This window comes from Streptomyces javensis (assembly GCF_039525925.1).
In the GTDB taxonomy this organism is placed as follows: Bacteria; Actinomycetota; Actinomycetes; order Streptomycetales; family Streptomycetaceae; genus Streptomyces; species Streptomyces asiaticus.
In genome coordinates this window covers 118538-137119 of record NZ_BAAAIF010000015.1, presented here as the reverse complement: position 1 = coordinate 137119, position 18582 = coordinate 118538, and the positions used below count along the sequence as shown (strand labels likewise).

Below are 18582 nucleotides of genomic sequence, written 5' to 3'. Positions count from 1 at the left end.
CCGGCGGAGTGCGGCGGCCTTCTCGGCGACCTTGACACCCGCCCTCCGGGTCCGGAGATAGTGACCAGGGACACATATCAACCCTCTGTATACCGAGCTCGTTACACATGAGTCGCTTTATCCCCTCATGGGGTACGCGACCGACACTTCCTCCGTGACGGCCCGCCACCGGAGGGTTCGGCTCCGCTCAACGGACTTGTCTAGACCCCTTGTCCAGGGCCATGACCAGCCCATACATTCCGTGCGTCCACAGCGCGGAAAGCGCTTGTGACCGCGTTCGGGCCCTGGGGAGAGGCCCCGCGTTCTTCGCTCTCATCAGCCTTCACGGGAGGGGTACGTCCATGTCCAGAGTCCTCAGATCCACCGTCGGTGCCGCCCTCGCCTCCACCGCTGCCGCCGTGCTCACCCTGACCGCGCCCCAGGCCTCCGCCGCCGAGCGCCCCGCGGCGACCGACGTCAAGGTGTCCCCGCGGGCATCGGCCGAGACCAAGGCGTTCGCCAAGGCCAACCCCGGGCCCACCGCGGCCGCCGCGACCGTGTGCGGCACCGGCTACGCGCTGAACAAGGCCATTCCGCTGCCCGAGGGCACCGACCCGAGCATGCGCCTGGCCACGCTGTTCAGCTACACCAACGGCGGCAAGGGCTGCGCGATCCTGGACAACAACTACGGCGCCTCGCAGTACATGTACCTCAAGGTCTGCAAGGTGGACGGCACCGGCTGCGACACCGACTCGGGCAACTTCAGCGAGTACGCCGGCCCGGTCTACGTCTCCAGCCTCGCCTGCGCCCCGGTGACCGCCAAGATGGGCAAGACCTCCAGCAGCCTCTACATCAACTACAAGTCCGACTACGTCTTCGCGTGCAACTGACCCCCGTCACCCAGCACTGAAGGAGACGTCATGGCCGACGCCATGGTCATGCGGGCGCAGCAGTTCATCAACGACACATACGGCGGGAAGCTGGGCATCCCGGCGCTGGAGGTCGACGGGAAGACAAGCTGGACGGTGATGTACGCGCTCACCCGGGCGCTCCAGTACGAGCTGGGCATCACCAGTCTCTCCGACAGCTTCGGCCCCACCACCCTGAGCACGCTCCAGTCCAAGTACCCGAAGCTCAACGCCAGTACGACGCCCTCGGCCACGTTCACGAAGATCATTCAGTCGGGGCTGTACTGCAAGGGGTACAACGGCGGCGGGATCGACGGGGCGTTCAGCTCCACGGTGGCGAACTCGCTCACCGAGCTGATGACCGACATGGGCGTGGCGGGCGTCTTCGAGGCGGGCAGCCTCTCCCCCAAGGTCTTCAAGGGGCTGCTCACCATGGACGCCTACATCGTCACCGGTGACGGTGGCGCCGACATCCGCACGGTGCAGCAGTATCTGAACGCCAACTACGTCAAGCGCCAGGACTACTTCGTCATCCCGTGCGACGGGCACCACTCGCGGACCGTCGCCAAGTCCATGCTGCTGGCGGTGCAGTACGAACTCGGCATGGCCGACGGGGTGGCCAACGGGAACTTCGGCCCCGGCACCCAGTCCGGGCTGAAGCAGCACACCGTGGCCTCCGGCGAGACCAGCACCTGGGTACGGCTGTTCTCCGCCGCGATGATCCTGAACCAGCGGCCCAATGTGCCGTTCAGCTCCTCGTTCGGATCGGCGCTGCAATCCGCGGTGAGCGGCTTCCAGGACTTCGCCAAGCTCCCGGTCACCGGAAAGGGCGACTACTCCACCTGGGCGTCGCTCCTGGTCTCCTACGGCGACCAGGACCGCAAGGGCCAGGCGTGCGATGGCGTCACCAAGATCACCCAGGCTCGCGCCAGCACCCTGAAGGCCGCCGGGTACAAGTACATAGGCCGCTATCTCACCAACCCCAGCACCACCGACCTCCCCGAGAAGGCCATTCAGATCGGCGAGCTCCAGACCCTCGCCGACAACGGGCTCCGGTGCTTCCCGATCTATCAGACCTTCGGCCGCGACGCCTCGGGCTTCAACTACACCGCGGGCAACGCGGCGGCCATCGCGGCGGCGAACGCGGCCGATGACCACGGCTTCAAGGACGGCACCCGGATCTTCTTCGCCGTGGACTTCGACGCGTACGACTACGAGGTCACCGACAATGTCCTGCCGCACTTCAAGGGCATCGTGGACGGCATGGCCATCGCCGGGAACCGGTACAAGATCGGGGTCTACGGACCGCGCAATGTGTGCATCCGGGTCTCCGAGGCGGGCCACGCCACCGCGAGTTTCGTCTCCGACATGTCCAGCGGCTTCTCCGGGAACTACGGCTATCCGCTGCCGCCCAACTGGGCCTTCGACCAGATCGTCACCAAGACGATCGGCTCCGGCGACGGTTCGATCAACATCGATAACAACATCGCCTCCGGCCTGGACACCGGACAGGGGTCGTTCAATCCCCCGGTGGCGACCATGCCGGACAGCCTCTTCAACCAGGCCTACTTCCCGGGGCTGCTCGCCGACGTCCAGACGTATATGCAGTCCATCGGCTTCCCCGAGGACGACGGCCGGATCTACACCACCACCCAGTGCCTGGAAACGATCATCGCTGGGGATGTCGCCGTGACGAACACGGCACGCGCCTACGGCATGCGGAAGGCGCTCATCCAGACCACGGCGTTCTGGGAGTTCCGGCACTACGGCAACGAGGACCTGGTCAAGGACGCCGGGGTGTGGCTCTACCACAACGGCTATGTGCCGGACTGGGCCAAGGACCTGCCCGGAGTGGTGTCGCTGCGCGACAGCAGCACCGGTGTGGCCCAGATGTTCGGGCTGGTGGGCGTTCTCTGCTGGAACAACTCCATCAGGACCGGCCTGGTGACCGGCACCCCGAAGGACCCGGACAAGGACTCCGACGTCTTCTCGGTGTGGGACAAGCTCCGCACGGACAACGACTTCGCCCTCACCTCCGTCGGCCACGCCCATATCTGGGGAGCCGACGGCAAGCCCGGCAGCGTCGACGCGGAGACGGCGATCCGCCGGCCCTCGCTGGACTACAAGGAGTCGGAGATCTACGAGGTGCTGCGGCGCTACCAGGGCCCGAAGGAGCCCGCCTTCACCGACGCCAAGAAGCGCATGCCCCTCTACTACATCTTCGAGAAGTACAACAGGATGATGCGGTGACCGAAGCCCCTTCCCCGCTGGCGTCCGATGCGCCGGATGGACTCAACTCGATCCTGCTGCTGTTCATCTGCCTGATCGGGGTCATCACCTTCTGCACCCTGATCGCCCTCCTCGGCTCCGGCATGGCCAAGCGCAGGGGCCGCCGGAAGACGCGGGCCGAATGGCTCGGCGGAATCGCCCTGCTGGCCGTCTGCGCGACCATCGCCCTGTACATCTGGGGCGCGCTCCATGTGATGTTCATGGAGAGCGACACCATGCGCGAGGCGTGCGCCAAGGCGCGCGGCCCGGAGCAGGCGGCCCAGGTCGACCGCTATTCGGCACGCTACCTCCCCCTTCGCTTCACCTGCCGGATCGACGAGGGCGGAAGTTACGACGCCGCGGTCCCCGGATACGTCAACCCGGCCATGGGCATCGCCTTCGTCCTGGCCATCGCCACGGGCGCCGTATCCGTCGTGGCCCGCGACCAGAACCGGCCCACCAGCCCCACCGTCACGAGGGGACGATGAATGAGCGTGTTCGACCCATCCCGTAGGCAGCTGCTCGCCCGCTCCGGTGCGCTGTTCGGCGCGGCCGCGCTGGCCTCCCTCCCCGGTTCCGCGCTGCTGGCGACGCCCGCGTACGCCGCGTCCTCGCACTCCAAGACGCCCACCGGCGAGGAGATCCGGAAGGCATACCGCCGCTATCAGGCGAACCGGGCCCGGGTGCTGACGGGCAGACCGAGCCCCAACGGCTGGGAGATGGAGAAGGTCGCCGACGGCGGCGGAGCCATCTGGTCCCGTCCGGTGCCCGGCACCCCGCTGGACGGCGTCACCGTCCGCATCGGCGCACCGGAGGCCGTGCTGGTCCATGTGATCCGCCGTTTCCACTACGAGATCGACGAGCTCCGCAAGGGCGATGTGATCGGCTGGCGCAGACCCGGCACGGTCCGCAAGGGGCTACCGGAGGGCAACCAGGCGTCCGGTACGGCGGTCCGGATCCGGCCCGGCCACTACCCGCCGGGCGTCAAGGGCGGCTTCTTCCCCCAGCAGGAGGTCGTGATCCGCGACATCCTCGCCGAGCTCGACGGCGTGGTCCGCTGGGGCGGGGACGACCGGAAGCCGGACGAGTCGCTCTTCTATCTGGCCGTCCGTCCCGGCGATCGGCGGCTGACCGAGGTCGTGGCCCGGCTGGACCACTGGCGCGAGACGCCGGGCAGCGGCGCGGGCGCCCCGGTCGACGTGCTCGCGCCGAAGCGCCGCAAGGCCGCGACGTCCTTGGCCCGCAGCCAGCGCGCGGCCGCCTGACGAAGTTCCGAAGTTCTCCGAAGAACCGGGGAGCCCCCGGCGCGTGGGGGCGCCGAGGGCTCCCTTTCGGGTCAGTCGCGATCAGCCGTCGCTCAGCGATCAGCCGTGATCAGTCGCAGGAGGGGCAGGGCGTGCAGGCGCTGACCCTGACGTCGTCGATGACCGGCCCGTAGGCGCTGCCGTTGGTGCTGGCGAACGCCAGCGTCGTGGAGGTGCCGCGCGCCACGAAGGTCACCTCCCGGGTCACATAGCCCATGTTCGCGAACGTCTTGCCCGTGACGTCGAAGCTGAAGTCCTGGAAGTTCTGCCCGTCCACCAGCACCTTCCCGGTCCGCACGGTCGGGCCGCCCGCCGGGTTGCCGGCCAGGGAGTACGTCACGGAGTACCGCTTCCCCGGGACCGTGGTGAAGGTCTGCTCCACGGTTCCGGCGCCCTGACCGTTGAGGTCCACGGACTGGCCGCCCTCGGCCGCCTGCCAGAAGCCGTCCCCGATGTGGTCCACGTTTCCGGCCGTGACCTTCCACGGCCCGATGGACGCGCCCGTCCCCAGGTTCACGAACGTGTTGGCCGCCACCGTGGGCGTCTCGAAGCTGCCGTCGTCGAAACGGCTGACGGCGGCCGTCGCGGTACCGGCCCCCATACCGACGAGCACCCCGGCGACGGCGACCGCTGCGACAAAGATGCGAATAGGCGACATGTTCCCCTCCAGTGCGACTCATTCGGCAATGTGCCGAATTGATGACGCGTCAGAATCTTCCGCACCGGAGGATCACACACCAGGGCACCACCCCCGGCGCACCGGGGTGCGGACCGGGTCGAGCGCGGCCGGCGCGCCGGTCGATCACGCCGGGCCGCGCCCCAGGGGAGGCGAGGGGTGTTGGGTGGCGCGGCTCGGTCGGGCGCGGCGCCGTCTCGCGCCTTCGGCGCATGTGAGCAGCGGGGCAGGGGGTGGGGGGGCCGGTCCGCGTCGCCGGGCGCCGGGCGACCGGGTGTGGGCGCCGGTGGCGGCTACGGCCTGCCGGGGCAGGGGCCGTCGCCGGACCGCCTACCAGGGGTGGGGTACCCCTCTCGAAACTGTTTGACAAATTAGTTGCTTCAGATCAAGCGTTTTTTCGAAGGGTACCCGGAGGGCCCGTCGACCCGCACCCCCGGATCGGCCTCGGCCCTCGGGCACGGAAGCCGCCACGGCACCGGCCCCCACCGACCCGGCGGCCGGCGACGCGGCCCCGCCCCCCCACCCCCTGCCCCGCTGCTCAAAGTCACCTCGCCTCGGTGATCCGCGCCCATACGGTCTTCTCCAGGACGCCGCCCCGCTCGTCGTACGCCAGCCGCACCGCGAAGTCCCGCCCCGGTACGCGCCCGTGAAGCGCCGCGTTGGCCGAGAGCTCGGTCACGACCAGGATCGCCGCGTCATAGCCGCCCACCCCCGGGGCGAACCCCCACGCGGTGAGCTGGTGCACGGCCAGCAGCCGGGCGAGCCGGGCGCCGCGCCGGGTGGCGGAGAATCGCTGCGCGAACGTACGTACGGTGACGGGGACTTGGCCCTGTGGTGCGGTCATGGCGGAAGCGTCCCGGCCCGACGGCGGCCTCTGCCAGGCACGACACCCACCCAGTTTCGCTTGTACCAGTTCACCGCCTGGACCGGACCGATCACCGTCCGTGACGATATGAGGATGACAAAAGACAGCGAACCGGAAACGTCGGAGAGCCTCAAGACCTTTGGCGCGGTGCTGAAGGCGCTGCGGGACGAGGCGGGGCTGACGCAGGAGCAGTTCGCACCACGGGTCCGGTACTCGGCGACGTACGTCGCGAAGATGGAGCAGGGCAGGCGCTTCCCGCCCAAGGAACTCATCCCGCGCACGGAGGAGGTCCTGGGCGCCCCGGCCGCGCGGGTCCTGGGCGCGGCGTACCGCACGCTGACCCGGAAGGTCGGCCTCGCGTCGTGGTTCTTACGGTGGGCGGGGATCGAGGAGGAGGCGGTGTCCCTCCTCGCGTATGAGTGCCGGGCGATTCCCGGGCTACTCCAGCCCGAGCCGTACATCCGCGTTCTCTCTGAACGGAGGCTGCCGCCCGCCACTGAGGAGCAGGTCGAGCAATTGGTGGCAGCCCGCCTGGACCGCCAGCGCCTGCTCACCGAGAGGCCGAACACGGCGTTCAGCTTCATCGTCGAACAGGCCGTCCTCGAACGGACCTTGGGAGGCCCTGAGGTGACCCGGGTGGCGATCGATCATCTGCTGGAGGTCGGCCGCCAGCGCAACGTGGAGATCCAGCTCATGCCGCTGCGTCAGGAGGAGCACGCCGGTGTCGACGGCCACATGTACCTGGCCGAGACGCCGGACCATCAGTGGGTCGGCTACACCGAAGGGCAGCGTTCCAGCAGCCTGATAGTCGCACCGAAAGACGTGAGTGTCCTCCTCCAGCGCTATGGCAGGCTGCGTGCGGAAGCCCTTGACTGTGGGGCGACCGTGAGCCTGCTGAAGCAGATGCGAGGAGCGCTATGAGCATGACCGAACTGGACTGGTTCAAGAGCAGCTACAGCGGAAGCGAGGGGGACAACTGCGTCGAGGTCGCCATACGCGCCCAGGCCGTCCACATCCGGGACTCCAAGGACACCGAGCGGACCCCACTCACCGTCTCCCCCGAGGCCTGGGCCGCCTTCATCGCACACATCTGACCTGCTCGTGCCGCCGCCGCTAAGCTGTCCGGATCGGAGGTGGCGGTGGCGGCGCACATACAGGAACGCATCAAGCGGCTGATCATCGACCAGCGGCTCCCCTCGGGCGCCCCGCTGCCCACCGAGACCGAGCTGATGGAGCTCCTCGGCGTCAGCCGCAATTCCGTGCGGGAGGCGCTCAAGGCGCTCCAGGCGATGGGGATCGTGGAGATCCGGCACGGCTTCGGGACGTACGTGGGGCCGATGTCGATGGCGCCGATGATCGAGGGGCTGATCTTCCGTACCGTCGCCGGGCACTACCGGGGCGAGGACAGCCTCCTCGAACTCCTCGAGCTGCGCGAGGCCGTGGAGACGGGGCTGATCGCGCGGCTGGCAGGCCGCATCCCGGAGGCGGATCTCGCCGAGCTGGACGCGGTCGTCCGGCGGATGGAGGCGGAGGCGGCGGAGGGCTCGGTGCGGGCCGAGACCGACCGGGCGTTTCACGCCGCGCTCTACGGGAGCTTGGACAATTCGCTGCTGAGCGAGGTGCTGGAGGCGTTCTGGGACGCCTTCCACCGGGTGCGGACCGACCTCGTGGACGTGCCCACGGATCCGAGGGTCACCTGCAAGCAGCACCGGGAGATCCTGGAGTCGGTGCGCTCGGGTGACGCCCTGCGAGCCGAAGAGGCGATCCGCGACCACTTCGGCAACATCCGCATCCGACTGCGTTCGGCGCATCGCGACTGAGCGGCTCACGCCTGGGCGAGCAGAGGGCCGTAGGCTGCCGATCGTCGGCGGCCGGACATGAAGGCCAGGAAGTCCCCGATGAAGGCGCCGCGCGTGTAGGTACGGTCGGTGCCGACAGTGTCGCGGTGGAACGCGGTCCGGAACAGCGTCCGGTATTCGTCTGCGTCGATGTGCTGGTCGCCGTCCTTGTCCGTGGCGTTGAAGAGGACCTCGGCGACCTTGATCAGTGCGGGGCCGGCCAAGGAGGGAACGGCGGTGGCGTACTCGCGGGCGCTGACGCGGCCGTCACCGTCGGTGTCCAGTGCCGTCTGAAGCTCACGCCACCAGTCGGCGTAGGCGTTGTAGAGCCTCGTTTCCTCGGGCTCCTCCAGATCGAGGCGGGTGGCCAGTTCGCGGGCCATGGCGGCGAGGTCCGGCCAGTCCAGGTACCCGTCGCCGGTCTGGTCGAGTACCTCGTGGAAGAACTCCTCCGCACTGCGTTCGGTGCCGGTGCGGGGGACGGGTTCCGGTTGCGGAGGGAGAGGCGTGATGAGCCGGATCAGGGCACCGGCCCGCCGCATTTTGTCGTACAGGGCGGTGACCGCCCGAGCTCGCGGGTCGTCGCTGTGGGGCGAGAGAGCCAGCAGGTCGGCGATGGCGTCAGCTCGGACCCAGCCGTCCGGCAGGAACCGGGCCAGACCGACGGCCAGATAAGCCCCCTGCATCAGGGTCTGAGCACCGGGCATCTCGGGCAGCCCGGCACGCCGGCGGAAGGGCTCCGGGAGCGAGGCGACGGTGATCGCCCCGATGAGCGGGCCGACGACGGCCCGGCCGGTGGCCCACAGCGTGGGCAACCCGCCCAGCAGGGCCGGAGCGGGCAGATGGTCGAACAGCTTGTAGAGGATGATCCGCATCGCCTCGGTGTTCTCCAGCTCCTGTGCCACCACGTGGTCGTAGTAGAGCCAGAACTCGGAGAGGGTGGGCGGCAGGTGACCGGCCTCGTCTCCCATGGCGGCCAGGTATGCCCGGAACTCGGCGTACAGCCGCTCCATGGCGTGCTGCTCAAGAGGCTGTCCGCTCAGTCGGCACATGGTCACGGTGGACTCGAAGATGGTCGCCACCACCCAGGCCCGTACAGCGGGGTCCATCGCGCTGTAGGGCCGGCCCCGCGGGTCGGTTCCGTTGAGCCGTGCGTGGAGGCGGTTCAGCCGTGCCGCCTCGCGGAGCCGTACCTGTTCGTCGTCACCGAACATGCGCTGCAAGCTGCGGAGGGTGTTGCGCAGCCGTCGCCACGGGTGGGCGACGAACGTGGAGTTCTCGATCAGCGCGGCGCCGACCTGCGGGTGCGCGGCCTCCAGTACGGTCGCCCGGACCATGGCCAGCGCCCACCGCGGATCGTTGACGAATTCCTGGAACTGCGAGCCCGCGCCGAACAACGGCCCGTGTCCGTCCGCCGCGCTCGGCCGTGACGTACCGCCGTCGAACTCGGTAGCACCGTCCTGGGCGCTGTCGGGGGTTCCGCCGTCTGCGATGGTCACGATCGGGAGTCTCCGTTCCGCTCGGGCAGCACGCCACCGAAGCGGCGATCGCGTTGCCGGTAGGTGTGCAGGCATTCGAGGAAGTGCGGCGCGCGGAAATCGGGCCACAGCACGGTTGGGAAGACCCATTCCGCATAGGCGACCTGCCAGAGCATGAAGTTGGAGATGCGCTGTTCCCCCGAGGTCCGGATGACCAGGTCCACATCGGGTGTGTCGGGGAAGGGCAGATGGGCGGCGAAACTCTGCTCGTCCACCGCCTCGGCCGCCACACCCGCGCGGATCAGTGACCGCGCGGCCGCGACGATGTCCCCGCGGCCGCCGTGATCGAACGCGACGGTCAAGGTCATACCTCGGTTGTCGCCGGTCAGGGTCATCAGGTCGGCGAAGTCGCGTGCCAGCGCCCAAGGGATCCTCGGGTCGCCCACCCCGAGGAAACGGCAGCGGATCCCCCGCGCGTGCAGCAGCGGCGCGTGCTTGCGCACCACCGCACGCACCAGCCGCATCAAATAGTCGACCTCGGCGCTCGGCCGGCTCCAGTTCTCGGTGGAGAAGGCGTACAGGCTCAGCCACTCCACGCCCGCGGCCCGAGCTGCCTCGATGACGTCGATCACGGTCGTCTCCGCCGCCCGATGACCTGACGTACGCGGCAGCGACCGCTGGGCCGCCCACCGTCCGTTGCCGTCCATCACACACGCCACGTGACGCGGCGCTCTGAGCGGTCGGTCACCATCAGCGAGTCCCAACGCGGAAGTGGGATCGGCGAACGCATCGCCCGCGGTGTGCCCAGCTATCACGGCAGCCCTCCCCTTGGCCCGCCACCACAGATCAACACGGCGATCGCATCTGAAGCAGGGTGCCAGCCCCCGAGCCCGAATACCGCACCAGAGCCACGCATTCACCCCTGGAACTTTTGTCCGAATCCATCGGCGCCGAGGCCGATCGCCATCTGTCGTACGGCGGGTACGACACGGCCGTCACCAAGGCCGCCGAAAGCCAGCAGCTCCTCTTTCTTCCTGGTGGTCTTCGGCGGGTTTCTTCCTGGTGGTCTTCGGCGGGTCGCTCGCCTCTTCCTTCTACTTCGGCCACAGTCATCCAGCGATGACTGTTTTGGCATCACTTGCCCTGGCTGTCACAGCCGCGCCGATCATCGCCTGGCGGTGGACCGTCCGCCAGGAGAAACGGAACACACAGCCCGCCCCTGGGGGACGATGAGAAGTGAAGTACCGACCGAGTCGCCGCACCCGCCGCTTCGGGATCGGTGCGGCGGCCATCTTCGTGCTGGCCGGGATGAACGGCCCGGCCCTCTACCGTTTCAGCTCGGACAAGTACCACGCGTACAAAATCGACCAACCGGAGTACAAGGCGGAGAACGGCCACTGGGATGTGGTCGATGTACCCGAGGCATATCGGATCAATACGATCCACGCCGCGCTGCTGCACACTGGCAAGGTGCTGCTGGTGGCCGGCTCCGGGAACAACGCCAAGAACTTCGCCGCCAAATCCTTCCGCAGCGTGCTGTGGGACCCGGAGAAGAACACCTTCACCAACATTCCCACCCCCAAGGACCTCTTCTGCTCCGGGCACAGCCAGCTCCCGGATGGAAAGCTGCTGGTGGCGGGCGGCACTCAGCGCTATGAGAAGCTCAGGGGCGATATCGAGAAGGCGGGCGGACTGATGTTCGTCCACAACGAGAGCCCCGACAAGCCGAAGACCCTCCCCGCCGGGACCCGCTTCACGGGCAAGGAGAACGGCAAGACCTTCGAGTCCAAGGACCCGATTCTCGTTCCGCGCGCGAAGAAGAGCAAGAACCGCAAGGGGAAGGTCATCGTCACCGCGAGCACGGCGCGGGTCTATGTGGAGGCGCTGCGCAAGGGGAAGAAGTATCAGACCGGGACCGAGGACAATTACCGGATCTCCGGGCTGAGGGGAAAGGACAAGCGGAACTTCTACGGGATCGCGCAGAAGCTGTCGTTCGACAAGAAGGACTTCCAGGGCATCAAGCAGGCGTATGAGTTCGACCCGGAGGCCGAGCGGTATGTCCCGGTCGATCCGATGAACGAGGCCCGCTGGTACCCGACCCTGACAGCCCTCCAGGACGGCAAGGTGCTCGCGGTCTCCGGGCTGGACGAGATCGGCCAGGTGGTGCCGGGGAAGAACGAGATCTATGACCCCAAGACCAACAAGTGGAAGTACCTGCCCAAGAAGCGCTTCTTCCCGACCTACCCCGCGCTGTTCCTGACCGACAAGGGCCGGATCTTCTACACCGGCTCGAACGCCGGATACGGCCCGGCCGACAAGGGGCGCACGCCCGGCGTCTGGGATCCGAAGACCAACCGGTTCGACGTGGTCCCGGGCATCAGCGACTCGGACGCCCTGGAGACGTCGATGTCGGTGCTGCTGCCGCCCGCGCAGGACCAGCGGTACATGGTGCAGGGCGGGGGCGGGGTCGGCGAGGACCCCAAGTCCACGGCGAAGACCCGGATCGTCGATCTGCACGCCGATAAGCCGCGGTTCCGCGACGGCCCGGATCTGTATGCGAAGGTGCGCTATCCGAGCAGTGTGATCCTGCCCGATGACACCGTGCTGACCACGAACGGCTCGGGCGACTACCGGGGCCGTAGCGCCACCAATGTGCTGAAGGCCGAGCTCTACGACCCGAAGAGCAACACCGCGCGCGCGGTGGCCGATCCGCTGGTGGGCCGCAACTACCACTCGGGTGCGCTGCTCCTGCCGGACGGCCGGGTCATGACCTTCGGCTCGGACTCGCTCTTCGCCGACAAGGCCAACACCAGGCCGGGCGAGTTCCAGCAGCAGATCGACCTCTACGCCCCGCCGTATCTCTTCCGCGACTCCCGTCCCAAGCTCGCCGACACCGCGCCCAGGACGGTCAAGCTCGGCGGGAAGACCACCTACCGGACCGCGCACGCATCGGCGATCACCAGGATGCGACTGATCCGGCCCGGCTCCTTCACCCATGTGACCAATGTCGAGCAGCGGTCGATCGCCCTTGACTTCACCCGGACGAAGGACGGGGTGACGGTGACCCTGCCGAAGGACTCGTCGGTGGTGCCGCCGGGGTGGTACATGCTCAACGCGGTGGACGACCGGGGGACGCCGTCGAAGGCGGTGTGGGTGCGGGTGCCCGTCCCCACGAAGAAGTGACGGCCGGCTAGCCGTCCTTACGATCGGCGTTACGGGCGAGATCGAGCGCGTACCTGGGCCACCACCGACCCGCGGTGGGACCGCCCTTGCAGGTGCCGTCCGACTCGCCCGGACGCTTGATCCACAGATAGGCGTCGATCCGCTTGTCCCCGGTGTCGACGGTCGGCCGCTCGCCCAGCGCCCGGCCCTTCGGGTTGCACCACGCCTGCGGGTCGTTCTTACCGGGGGCCGGGCCATTGCCATTACGGCTGGTGTCGATCACGAACGGCTTGCCGCCGAGCAGCGCGGACAGCCGCTTGCCGTACGCCCGGTTCTCCTCGGTCGTCTGGTAGTTGGAGGTGTTCAGCGCGAAGCCGTCGGCCTTACGGATACCGGCCCGCTTCAGCGGCTCGACCATCCGCCGCGGGTCCTTGATCCAGTGGGGGTTTCCGGCGTCCAGATAGACCTTGGTGCGCGGCAACCCCTTGAGCTTGTCCACAGCGCCGGTCAGTAGGTCGTACCGCTCCTCGTGGAACTTCCTGGGCGTACAGCCGTCCACCACATGCGGCAGCGCGTCGGGCTCCAGGATGACCGTCGCCCGGCGGTCGCCGATCCCCCGGACCACCTTGTCCAGCCAGCCGCGATAAGCGTCACCGTTGGCCGCGCCGCCCTTGGAGTACTGCCCGCAGTCGCGGTGCGGGATGTCGTAGAAGACCAGCAGCGCATCCCGGTTCGCCTGGTCCGCGGCCGCGGTGAACCCCCGCGCCCGCCCCTCCGGGTCGTCCACCCCCAGCCACTCCGCGACGGGCTGCTCAGCGATCTTCTCCATCAGCCTGGCCTCGCCGTCCTCACCCCTCTTCCGGTATGCCGCGACCTGGCGCGCCGCGCTGCCGTCCGGATTCACCCAATAGGGGATCGTGGCCTTGGGCCGCTGTTTCGGCTGCCGGGCGACCGAGGCATGGTCACTGTCCCCCTCCGAGGCCCCGAAGCACCCGGAGACCACGACACACGACAGAAGCGCCCAGGCGGCGACGGAGACCACGCGCGTACGGCCGCGAGTCCCGGTGCGGCTACGGGCACCGTGCTCACACACCACCCCGAACCACCGTGCCCTCATCCACAGCCCACCCAGCTTTTCGGGTGAGGGTTGGGGGCGCGGCCCCGGGGGTGCCTGTTTGGGGCGCAGCCCCGGGCGGGGGCTGGGGCGCAGCCCCGGGCGGAGGTTGGGACGCAGCCCCAGGCGGAGGTTGGGACGCAACCCCGGGCGCGGCTTGGGGCGCAGCCCCGGGCGCGGGCTGGGGCGCAGCCCCGGGCGAGCCTTGGGGCGCAGCCCCGGGCGGAGCTTGGGGCGCAGCCCCGGGCGAGCCTTGGGGCGCAGCCCCGGGCGGGGCTTGGGGCGCAGCCCCGGGCGAGCCTTGGGGCGCAGCCCCGGGCGGGGCTTGGGGCGCAGCCCCGGGCGGAGCTTGGGGCGCAGCCCCGGGCGGAGCTTGGGGCGCAGCCCCGGGCGAGCCTTGGGGCGCAGCCCCGGGCGGGGGCTGGGGCGGAGCCCTCGGGGGTGCAGGGGGCGGAGCCCCCTGGTTTCGGGGAGGGGCGGGGTGGGGGCTTCGCCCGCCGCAGGCGCCCACCCTCGCACCGGCTAGCGCGGCACATTGCGGCTACCTGCCGACACACTGCCGGGGGAGCGCGTCGTGCCGGTCAGATAGGCCGAGACGACGACGTTCGCCGAGTACGTCCGGGCCGAGCGGTCGTACTTGCCCCCGCACGTGATCAGCCGCAGCTCCGCGCGGTCATGGGACCGCGACCCGTACACCCGTCGCGCGTCGAAGTGCTTCTCCGGCACCACCTCGACATCCTCGACCGTGAACTCCGCCGTCGTCCCGTCCGACCGCGCGACCCGCACCCGCTCCCCCCGCTTGAGGTCGCGCAGCTCGTGGAAGACGGCCGGTTTGCTCTTCGTGTCCAGGTGGCCGACCAGCAGCGCGGCGCCCGGGGAGCCGGGCTCGGGACCGGCGCGGTACCAGCCGACCGTGCCGGGGCGGCTGAAGGGCGGGGGCTTCACCGCCCCGTCGCGGTCCAGGCCGCTGGCCACGATCGGGGCGCGGACCCCCGCCGCCTCGATCATGACCCGTTCGGGCCGGGCGGAGGCCAGCGGCGCGTGCGCCGGGGGCAGCGGATGGGCGGACGGCCGCCCGACCGCGGCCACGTCCCCGGTCATGGGCGCCGGACCGCCCGTCCCCTCCGTGGTGTCGCGGCCCCACATCCACAGGCCCAGCAGCAGTGCCGCCCAGGCGAGTCCGATGGCCGGCCGCGCGAGGCCGGAGAAGCGATTCCCGATGCCGTCCATGCCGTCCATGTGTCCGTCCATCTCGGTATCCAGATACGTGGAGATCAGCTCGCGGTACGGGAGGGATGGCGGCGGCGGTGGGCCGCGAGGCCGCCGACGGCCACGGCCGTACCGCCCGAGAGCACCAGGCCGTACGCCTCCGCGGCGCCGATGTCGTCGCGTGGCCGCGCCTCGTCGGGCGCGGTGCCGCCCCCGCCGGCGCGCACGGGGGCGACGGGCGAGGGCGGGCGCTCCACGGCGAGGGCGACCCCGCCCGCGCCGGTCTGCCCGTCCCCGCCCGCGCCGTCCCCGCCCGCCCCGTCCGCGCCCGTTCCGTCCTCGCCCACGCCGTCCGCACCCGTCCCGTCCTCGCGTACGAGGCCGCCGCCCGCACAGTCGAGGGTGACGCGATGCGCCCCCCTGGCCGCCGTGGAGCGGATCGTCGCCTCGCTGAAGAGCGCGTCCCCCTCGGGCGTCAGCTCCGCGTCGTCCACGAACACCGGTGAGGAGGCGGTGGCCACCCGGTCCGGACAGCCGAAGGCCCAGACCTCGACCTCGGCGCCGGGGGCGAGGGCCCGCGGGCTGATCCGGATCGTGGTGGTGGCGGAGTGGCGCTGCTCGGCGAGGGCCGGAGCGGCGGCCGTCGCCGCCGCGACGGCGGCACATGCTGCGCTACAGAGAGTGAGTGCGACAATGCGCATGGTGAAACCTCCCGATACCAAGAGGCTCACGCGCCCGGCAGGGCCCCGCATCCGCTGCGGGCGCCTACTGCGCCATCCGGGGGCACAGGGCTCACCGGCGGGTCATGCCAGGGCTCATGCGCGGGTCATGCGATGCGTTCCACGAGGTCCGCGATGGACTCGACGACCGTCGACGGGCGGTACGGGTACCGGTCCACCTCGCCCGCCTTGGTCACCCCGGTGAGCACCAGGAAGGTCTCCATACCGGCTTCGAGTCCGGCCCGCACATCCGTGTCCATCCGGTCACCGATCATCGCGCTGGACTCGGAGTGGGCGCCGATCGCGTTCAGCCCCGACCGCATCATCAGCGGGTTGGGCTTGCCGACGAAGTAGGGCTTCTGGCCGGTGGCCTTGGTGATCAGCGCGGCCACGGAGCCGGTGGCGGGCAGCGCGCCCTCCGCGGACGGGCCGATCTCATCGGGGTTGGTGGCGATGAACCGCGCACCGTCGTTGATCAGCCGGATGGCCTTGGTGAGCGCCTCGAAGCTGTACGTACGGGTCTCGCCGAGCACCACATAGTCCGGCTCGACATCCGTAAGGACGTAGCCGATGTCGTGCAGCGCGGTGGTCAGCCCCGCCTCGCCGATGACATACGCGGTGCCGCCGGGGCGCTGCTCGTCCAGGAACTGGGCGCTGGCCAGCGCCGACGTCCAGATGTTGGCCACCGGCACATCGAGCCCGATCCGGGACAGCCGGGCATGGAGATCGCGCGGGGTGTAGATGGAGTTGTTGGTGAGCACCAGAAAGGGCGTGTCGGACTCGCGCAGCCGCTTGATGAAGGCGTCGGCACCGGGCACCGGTATGCCCTCGTGCATCAGCACACCGTCCATGTCGGTGAGCCATGACTCGATCGGCTTGCGCTCTGCCACTGGTTGCTCTCCGCTCGGAATCGGCCTCTGCGACGACCTCAGCCTAACCGGGGAAAGCGCTGGGGAGACCGCCCTGTGTTACGGAGCACGATCCGTTCGCCGTCCGTTCCGCCGTCCGTTCGCGCTCCGTCCCAGCGCGACAGATCCGCACAGGTGTCTGATCCTGGGGAAGGGGCGGAATCCGCCCCTCCGTGGAACGAGCCGGACCGTGAGGCCGGACCGTAAGGAGGCCACGATGGGCATGATGGACAAGCTCAAGGGCGCGATCAGCAAGAACCCCGACAAGACCCGGAAGGGCGCTCGTAAGGGGGCCGAGACCGCGGACAAGAAGACCGGCGGCAAGTACTCGGAGCAGATCCAGTCCGGCTCGGACAAGGTCGATGACGAACTGCGCCGCCGGGGCGAGGGGCCCCGGGGCCAGTAGTTCGTACCCGCGCCGGATGTGAGGGCATCGGGGCGCCGGGGCTTCAGACCCCCGAGCGCCTGGACTTCACCACGAGGACGGTTCCGCAGGTCACGAGCGCGGCGCTGATGACGCCGAGCCCCGCGAGCAGGGCGGTGTGACGACCCGTCGCGGCGAGTTCGGGAATCCGCTCGTGCTCGCGCTCGTGGCCGCCGTCCTCCTCGTCACGGCCGTCACCGCCGGTACCGGTGCTGGGCTCGGCCTGGGGCTCGCGTCCGGTGTCGGTGCCGGGGTCGGTCCCGGGGTCGGTCCCGGTCCCCAGGTCGGATTCGGCGCCGGGGTCCTCGGTCTCCGTGCCCAGCCCGGTATCGGTGCCGAGGTCGGTCCCCGCGTCGGTGCCGGGGGCGGTCTCCGTACCGAGGTCGGTGTCGGTGTCCAGGCCCTCGTCGAGGTCGGTACCGGTACCGGTGTCGGTACCCGCCTCGGTGTCGGTACCCGCCTCGGTGTCCGTGCCTGAATCCGAGCCCGGGTCCGTGCCGGGGTCCGTGTCCGCCCCGGGGTCGGCGTCCATGTCCGTGTCGACATCCGCGCCCAACTCGGTATCCGTATCGGTATCGCTGTCGGTATCCGCTCCGGTCCCCGTGTCCTCTCCGGCGCTGGGATCGGTGTCGACGTCGGTGTCCCCGCCGACGTCGGCGTCCGCCTCCGTGTCGGCATCAACGTCGCTGTCGGCGCGGGGCGGCACCGCGGCCGGGCTGCTCTCCTTATGGGCCGCGCCGGGGCTTCTGGTGGCGCCCGGCTTCCGGCTCGGCGCGGCCGAGGAGGTCTCCGTCTCCTCGGACGTCCGGCTCGACGTGGCCGTGGGGCGCTTGGCGCGGGTGGTCGGCTCCGGCTCGGTCTCCGTGAGCCCGCCGGAGCGCGTGGCAGCCCTCGTACGCGTTCCGGCATCCGGGCCCTTGGTTCCGGTACCGGTGCCGATACCTGGAGTACCGGCATCCGAACCCGAGCCCGTACTCGTACCAGAACCGGAAGTCGTGTCCGAACCCGTAGCCGTATCCGAACCGGTGGCCGTATCCGAACCGGTGGCCGTCGCCGCCCCGCCGATGCGGAAGACGTAGTCGTTCGACTGCCCCACCCAGTCGCCGTCGTCCGCGCGCCGCTGTACGGCGATCGCGTTGGCCGTCACCGGCCCCTCGGGCGCGTCCGCGGTGAAGCGCGTGCGCACCTGGACGTCGACGGTCTTGTGCGCGGGCACGGTGAAGCCCTTGAAGTGGTCTTCGAAGACCCCGATGTTCTCGTCCTCGTCCGTGGTCTGGAAGGAGACGGTCCGCCAGATGGCGCCGCCGTCCGCGGAGGAGTCGAGGAACTCGAAGCCGATATGGCGGGGCCGCAGTTGACGGGCCTGGTCGACCAGGACGGCGATGGGGTGGACGGCGCGGCAGCCGGTGTCCGTGGCGTTGCGCAGTTCGAGGTGCCAGCCGCGCCAGCCGCCGCCCAGGGCGTACTGGTCCGGCCCGCCGCGCAGATGGGCTTCGATCGGAAAGTCGGAGGCGTTCCGGTCCCCGCAGGCGGCGGGCTCGGCCTCGGCGGCGTACGCCGGGACCCCGTAGAGGGCCGGGGCGAACGCGAGCGCGGCCGCCGGAAGGACAGCTCGTAGGGACAGTGCGGTGGGCAAGCGCATGAGTGACCTCTGCTGTGCTGCGGTTTTCCCCGAGCACTCCGCTACATTCCGCGTCCGCACGCCGACACACCGCACCGGGCCCGGATTG

At 69.7% G+C, this 18582-nt stretch carries 18 protein-coding genes; 9 read left to right on the top strand and 9 right to left on the bottom strand.

The window, feature by feature from the left end; translation table 11 throughout:
• The first annotated feature begins 341 nt into the window (after positions 1 to 341).
• From ABD329_RS16570 to ABD329_RS16555, 4 genes are read left to right on the top strand one after another with little or no spacing between them, the layout of a single operon-like run.
• Positions 342 to 869, top strand: coding sequence for a hypothetical protein (locus tag ABD329_RS16570; RefSeq protein ID WP_198280210.1), 528 nt, complete (start codon positions 342 to 344; stop codon positions 867 to 869).
• Between the two features lie 30 nt (positions 870 to 899).
• Entirely contained in the window at positions 900 to 3137 is a 2238-nt protein-coding gene (locus tag ABD329_RS16565; protein ID WP_198280209.1) for a glycoside hydrolase domain-containing protein, read from the top strand.
• Positions 3134 to 3643 (top strand): hypothetical protein, encoded by a 510-nt coding sequence (locus ABD329_RS16560; RefSeq protein ID WP_198280208.1) that lies wholly within the window; start codon positions 3134 to 3136, stop codon positions 3641 to 3643. The genes ABD329_RS16565 and ABD329_RS16560 overlap by 4 nt, the downstream gene beginning before the upstream one ends.
• A complete protein-coding gene (locus tag ABD329_RS16555) occupies positions 3644 to 4420 on the top strand; it encodes a hypothetical protein (RefSeq protein WP_198280207.1) in 777 nt (258 codons plus the stop codon).
• 109 nt (positions 4421 to 4529) lie between these two features.
• On the opposite strand, the gene ABD329_RS16550 is transcribed toward ABD329_RS16555, so the two are convergent.
• Together ABD329_RS16550 and ABD329_RS16545 are read right to left on the bottom strand one after the other, a co-directional pair.
• The gene (locus tag ABD329_RS16550; protein ID WP_198280206.1) at positions 4530 to 5117 is read right to left on the bottom strand and encodes a choice-of-anchor C family protein; all 588 of its coding nucleotides are present in this window, start codon (positions 5115 to 5117) and stop codon (positions 4530 to 4532) included.
• A gap of 562 nt (positions 5118 to 5679) precedes the next feature.
• Positions 5680 to 5979 (bottom strand): hypothetical protein, encoded by a 300-nt coding sequence (locus ABD329_RS16545; RefSeq protein WP_344316542.1) that lies wholly within the window; start codon positions 5977 to 5979, stop codon positions 5680 to 5682.
• Between the two features lie 108 nt (positions 5980 to 6087).
• On the opposite strand from ABD329_RS16545, the gene ABD329_RS16540 reads away from it, so the two are divergent.
• Genes ABD329_RS16540 through ABD329_RS16530 form a run of 3 tightly spaced genes read left to right on the top strand, consistent with a single transcriptional unit; the run spans position 6088 to position 7820 of the window.
• Positions 6088 to 6921: a helix-turn-helix domain-containing protein gene (locus ABD329_RS16540; RefSeq protein ID WP_198280371.1), complete on the top strand. Its 834-nt coding sequence runs from the start codon at positions 6088 to 6090 to the stop codon at positions 6919 to 6921.
• Positions 6918 to 7094, top strand: coding sequence for a DUF397 domain-containing protein (locus tag ABD329_RS16535; protein ID WP_198280369.1), 177 nt, complete (start codon positions 6918 to 6920; stop codon positions 7092 to 7094). The genes ABD329_RS16540 and ABD329_RS16535 overlap by 4 nt, the downstream gene beginning before the upstream one ends.
• 45 nt (positions 7095 to 7139) lie before the next feature.
• Positions 7140 to 7820, top strand: coding sequence for a FadR/GntR family transcriptional regulator (locus tag ABD329_RS16530; RefSeq protein ID WP_198280368.1), 681 nt, complete (start codon positions 7140 to 7142; stop codon positions 7818 to 7820).
• A 5-nt stretch (positions 7821 to 7825) separates the two neighbouring features.
• Here the strand turns inward: ABD329_RS16530 and ABD329_RS16525 are convergent, their stop codons facing one another.
• Together ABD329_RS16525 and uppS are read right to left on the bottom strand one after the other, a co-directional pair.
• On the bottom strand, positions 7826 to 9235 hold the full coding sequence (locus ABD329_RS16525; protein ID WP_246618923.1) for an oxygenase MpaB family protein: 1410 nt from the start codon (positions 9233 to 9235) through the stop codon (positions 7826 to 7828).
• A 98-nt stretch (positions 9236 to 9333) separates the two neighbouring features.
• Positions 9334 to 10080 carry a polyprenyl diphosphate synthase gene (gene uppS / locus ABD329_RS16520; RefSeq protein ID WP_281404699.1) on the bottom strand — a complete coding sequence of 249 codons (747 nt, stop codon included), beginning with the start codon at positions 10078 to 10080 and terminating at the stop codon, positions 9334 to 9336.
• A gap of 472 nt (positions 10081 to 10552) precedes the next feature.
• Between uppS and glxA the strand changes: the two genes are divergently transcribed.
• Entirely contained in the window at positions 10553 to 12499 is a 1947-nt protein-coding gene (glxA, locus tag ABD329_RS16510) for a radical copper oxidase GlxA (protein ID WP_198280365.1), read from the top strand.
• A 7-nt stretch (positions 12500 to 12506) separates the two neighbouring features.
• On the opposite strand, the gene ABD329_RS16505 is transcribed toward glxA, so the two are convergent.
• The 4 genes from ABD329_RS16505 to ABD329_RS16490 form a co-directional block, all read right to left on the bottom strand.
• Entirely contained in the window at positions 12507 to 13574 is a 1068-nt protein-coding gene (locus ABD329_RS16505) for a glycoside hydrolase family 6 protein (RefSeq protein ID WP_425574346.1), read from the bottom strand.
• A gap of 540 nt (positions 13575 to 14114) precedes the next feature.
• Positions 14115 to 14843 (bottom strand): class F sortase, encoded by a 729-nt coding sequence (locus ABD329_RS16500; RefSeq protein WP_425574345.1) that lies wholly within the window; start codon positions 14841 to 14843, stop codon positions 14115 to 14117.
• A gap of 23 nt (positions 14844 to 14866) precedes the next feature.
• Positions 14867 to 15502, bottom strand: a complete 636-nt coding sequence (locus ABD329_RS16495) for a hypothetical protein (protein WP_344316541.1) — start codon at positions 15500 to 15502, stop codon at positions 14867 to 14869.
• A gap of 125 nt (positions 15503 to 15627) precedes the next feature.
• The gene (locus tag ABD329_RS16490; protein ID WP_086885920.1) at positions 15628 to 16410 is read right to left on the bottom strand and encodes an HAD-IIA family hydrolase; all 783 of its coding nucleotides are present in this window, start codon (positions 16408 to 16410) and stop codon (positions 15628 to 15630) included.
• 235 nt (positions 16411 to 16645) lie between these two features.
• Here ABD329_RS16490 and ABD329_RS16485 point away from each other — a divergent pair, with 235 nt between their 5' ends.
• Positions 16646 to 16834, top strand: a complete 189-nt coding sequence (locus ABD329_RS16485; RefSeq protein ID WP_138915440.1) for an antitoxin — start codon at positions 16646 to 16648, stop codon at positions 16832 to 16834.
• Positions 16835 to 16877: 43 nt separating this feature from the next.
• Here the strand turns inward: ABD329_RS16485 and ABD329_RS16480 are convergent, their stop codons facing one another.
• Positions 16878 to 18494: a hypothetical protein gene (locus ABD329_RS16480; protein ID WP_198278899.1), complete on the bottom strand. Its 1617-nt coding sequence runs from the start codon at positions 18492 to 18494 to the stop codon at positions 16878 to 16880.
• Positions 18495 to 18582: the final 88 nt, after the last annotated feature.

Excerpts from the sequence above, each read along its gene's own strand:
- ABD329_RS16570 (WP_198280210.1), top strand. The coding sequence starts at position 342 with ATGTCCAGAGTCCTCAGATCCACCGTCGGTGCCGCCCTCGCCTCCACC.
- ABD329_RS16565 (WP_198280209.1), top strand. The coding sequence starts at position 900 with ATGGCCGACGCCATGGTCATGCGGGCGCAGCAGTTCATCAACGACACA.
- ABD329_RS16555 (WP_198280207.1), top strand. The coding sequence starts at position 3,644 with ATGAGCGTGTTCGACCCATCCCGTAGGCAGCTGCTCGCCCGCTCCGGT.
- ABD329_RS16550 (WP_198280206.1), bottom strand. The coding sequence starts at position 5,117 with ATGTCGCCTATTCGCATCTTTGTCGCAGCGGTCGCCGTCGCCGGGGTG.
- ABD329_RS16545 (WP_344316542.1), bottom strand. The coding sequence starts at position 5,979 with ATGACCGCACCACAGGGCCAAGTCCCCGTCACCGTACGTACGTTCGCG.
- ABD329_RS16540 (WP_198280371.1), top strand. The coding sequence starts at position 6,088 with ATGAGGATGACAAAAGACAGCGAACCGGAAACGTCGGAGAGCCTCAAG.
- ABD329_RS16535 (WP_198280369.1), top strand. The coding sequence starts at position 6,918 with ATGAGCATGACCGAACTGGACTGGTTCAAGAGCAGCTACAGCGGAAGC.
- ABD329_RS16500 (WP_425574345.1), bottom strand. The coding sequence starts at position 14,843 with ATGGACGGACACATGGACGGCATGGACGGCATCGGGAATCGCTTCTCC.
- ABD329_RS16495 (WP_344316541.1), bottom strand. The coding sequence starts at position 15,502 with ATGCGCATTGTCGCACTCACTCTCTGTAGCGCAGCATGTGCCGCCGTC.
- ABD329_RS16485 (WP_138915440.1), top strand. The coding sequence starts at position 16,646 with ATGGGCATGATGGACAAGCTCAAGGGCGCGATCAGCAAGAACCCCGAC.
- ABD329_RS16480 (WP_198278899.1), bottom strand. The coding sequence starts at position 18,494 with ATGCGCTTGCCCACCGCACTGTCCCTACGAGCTGTCCTTCCGGCGGCC.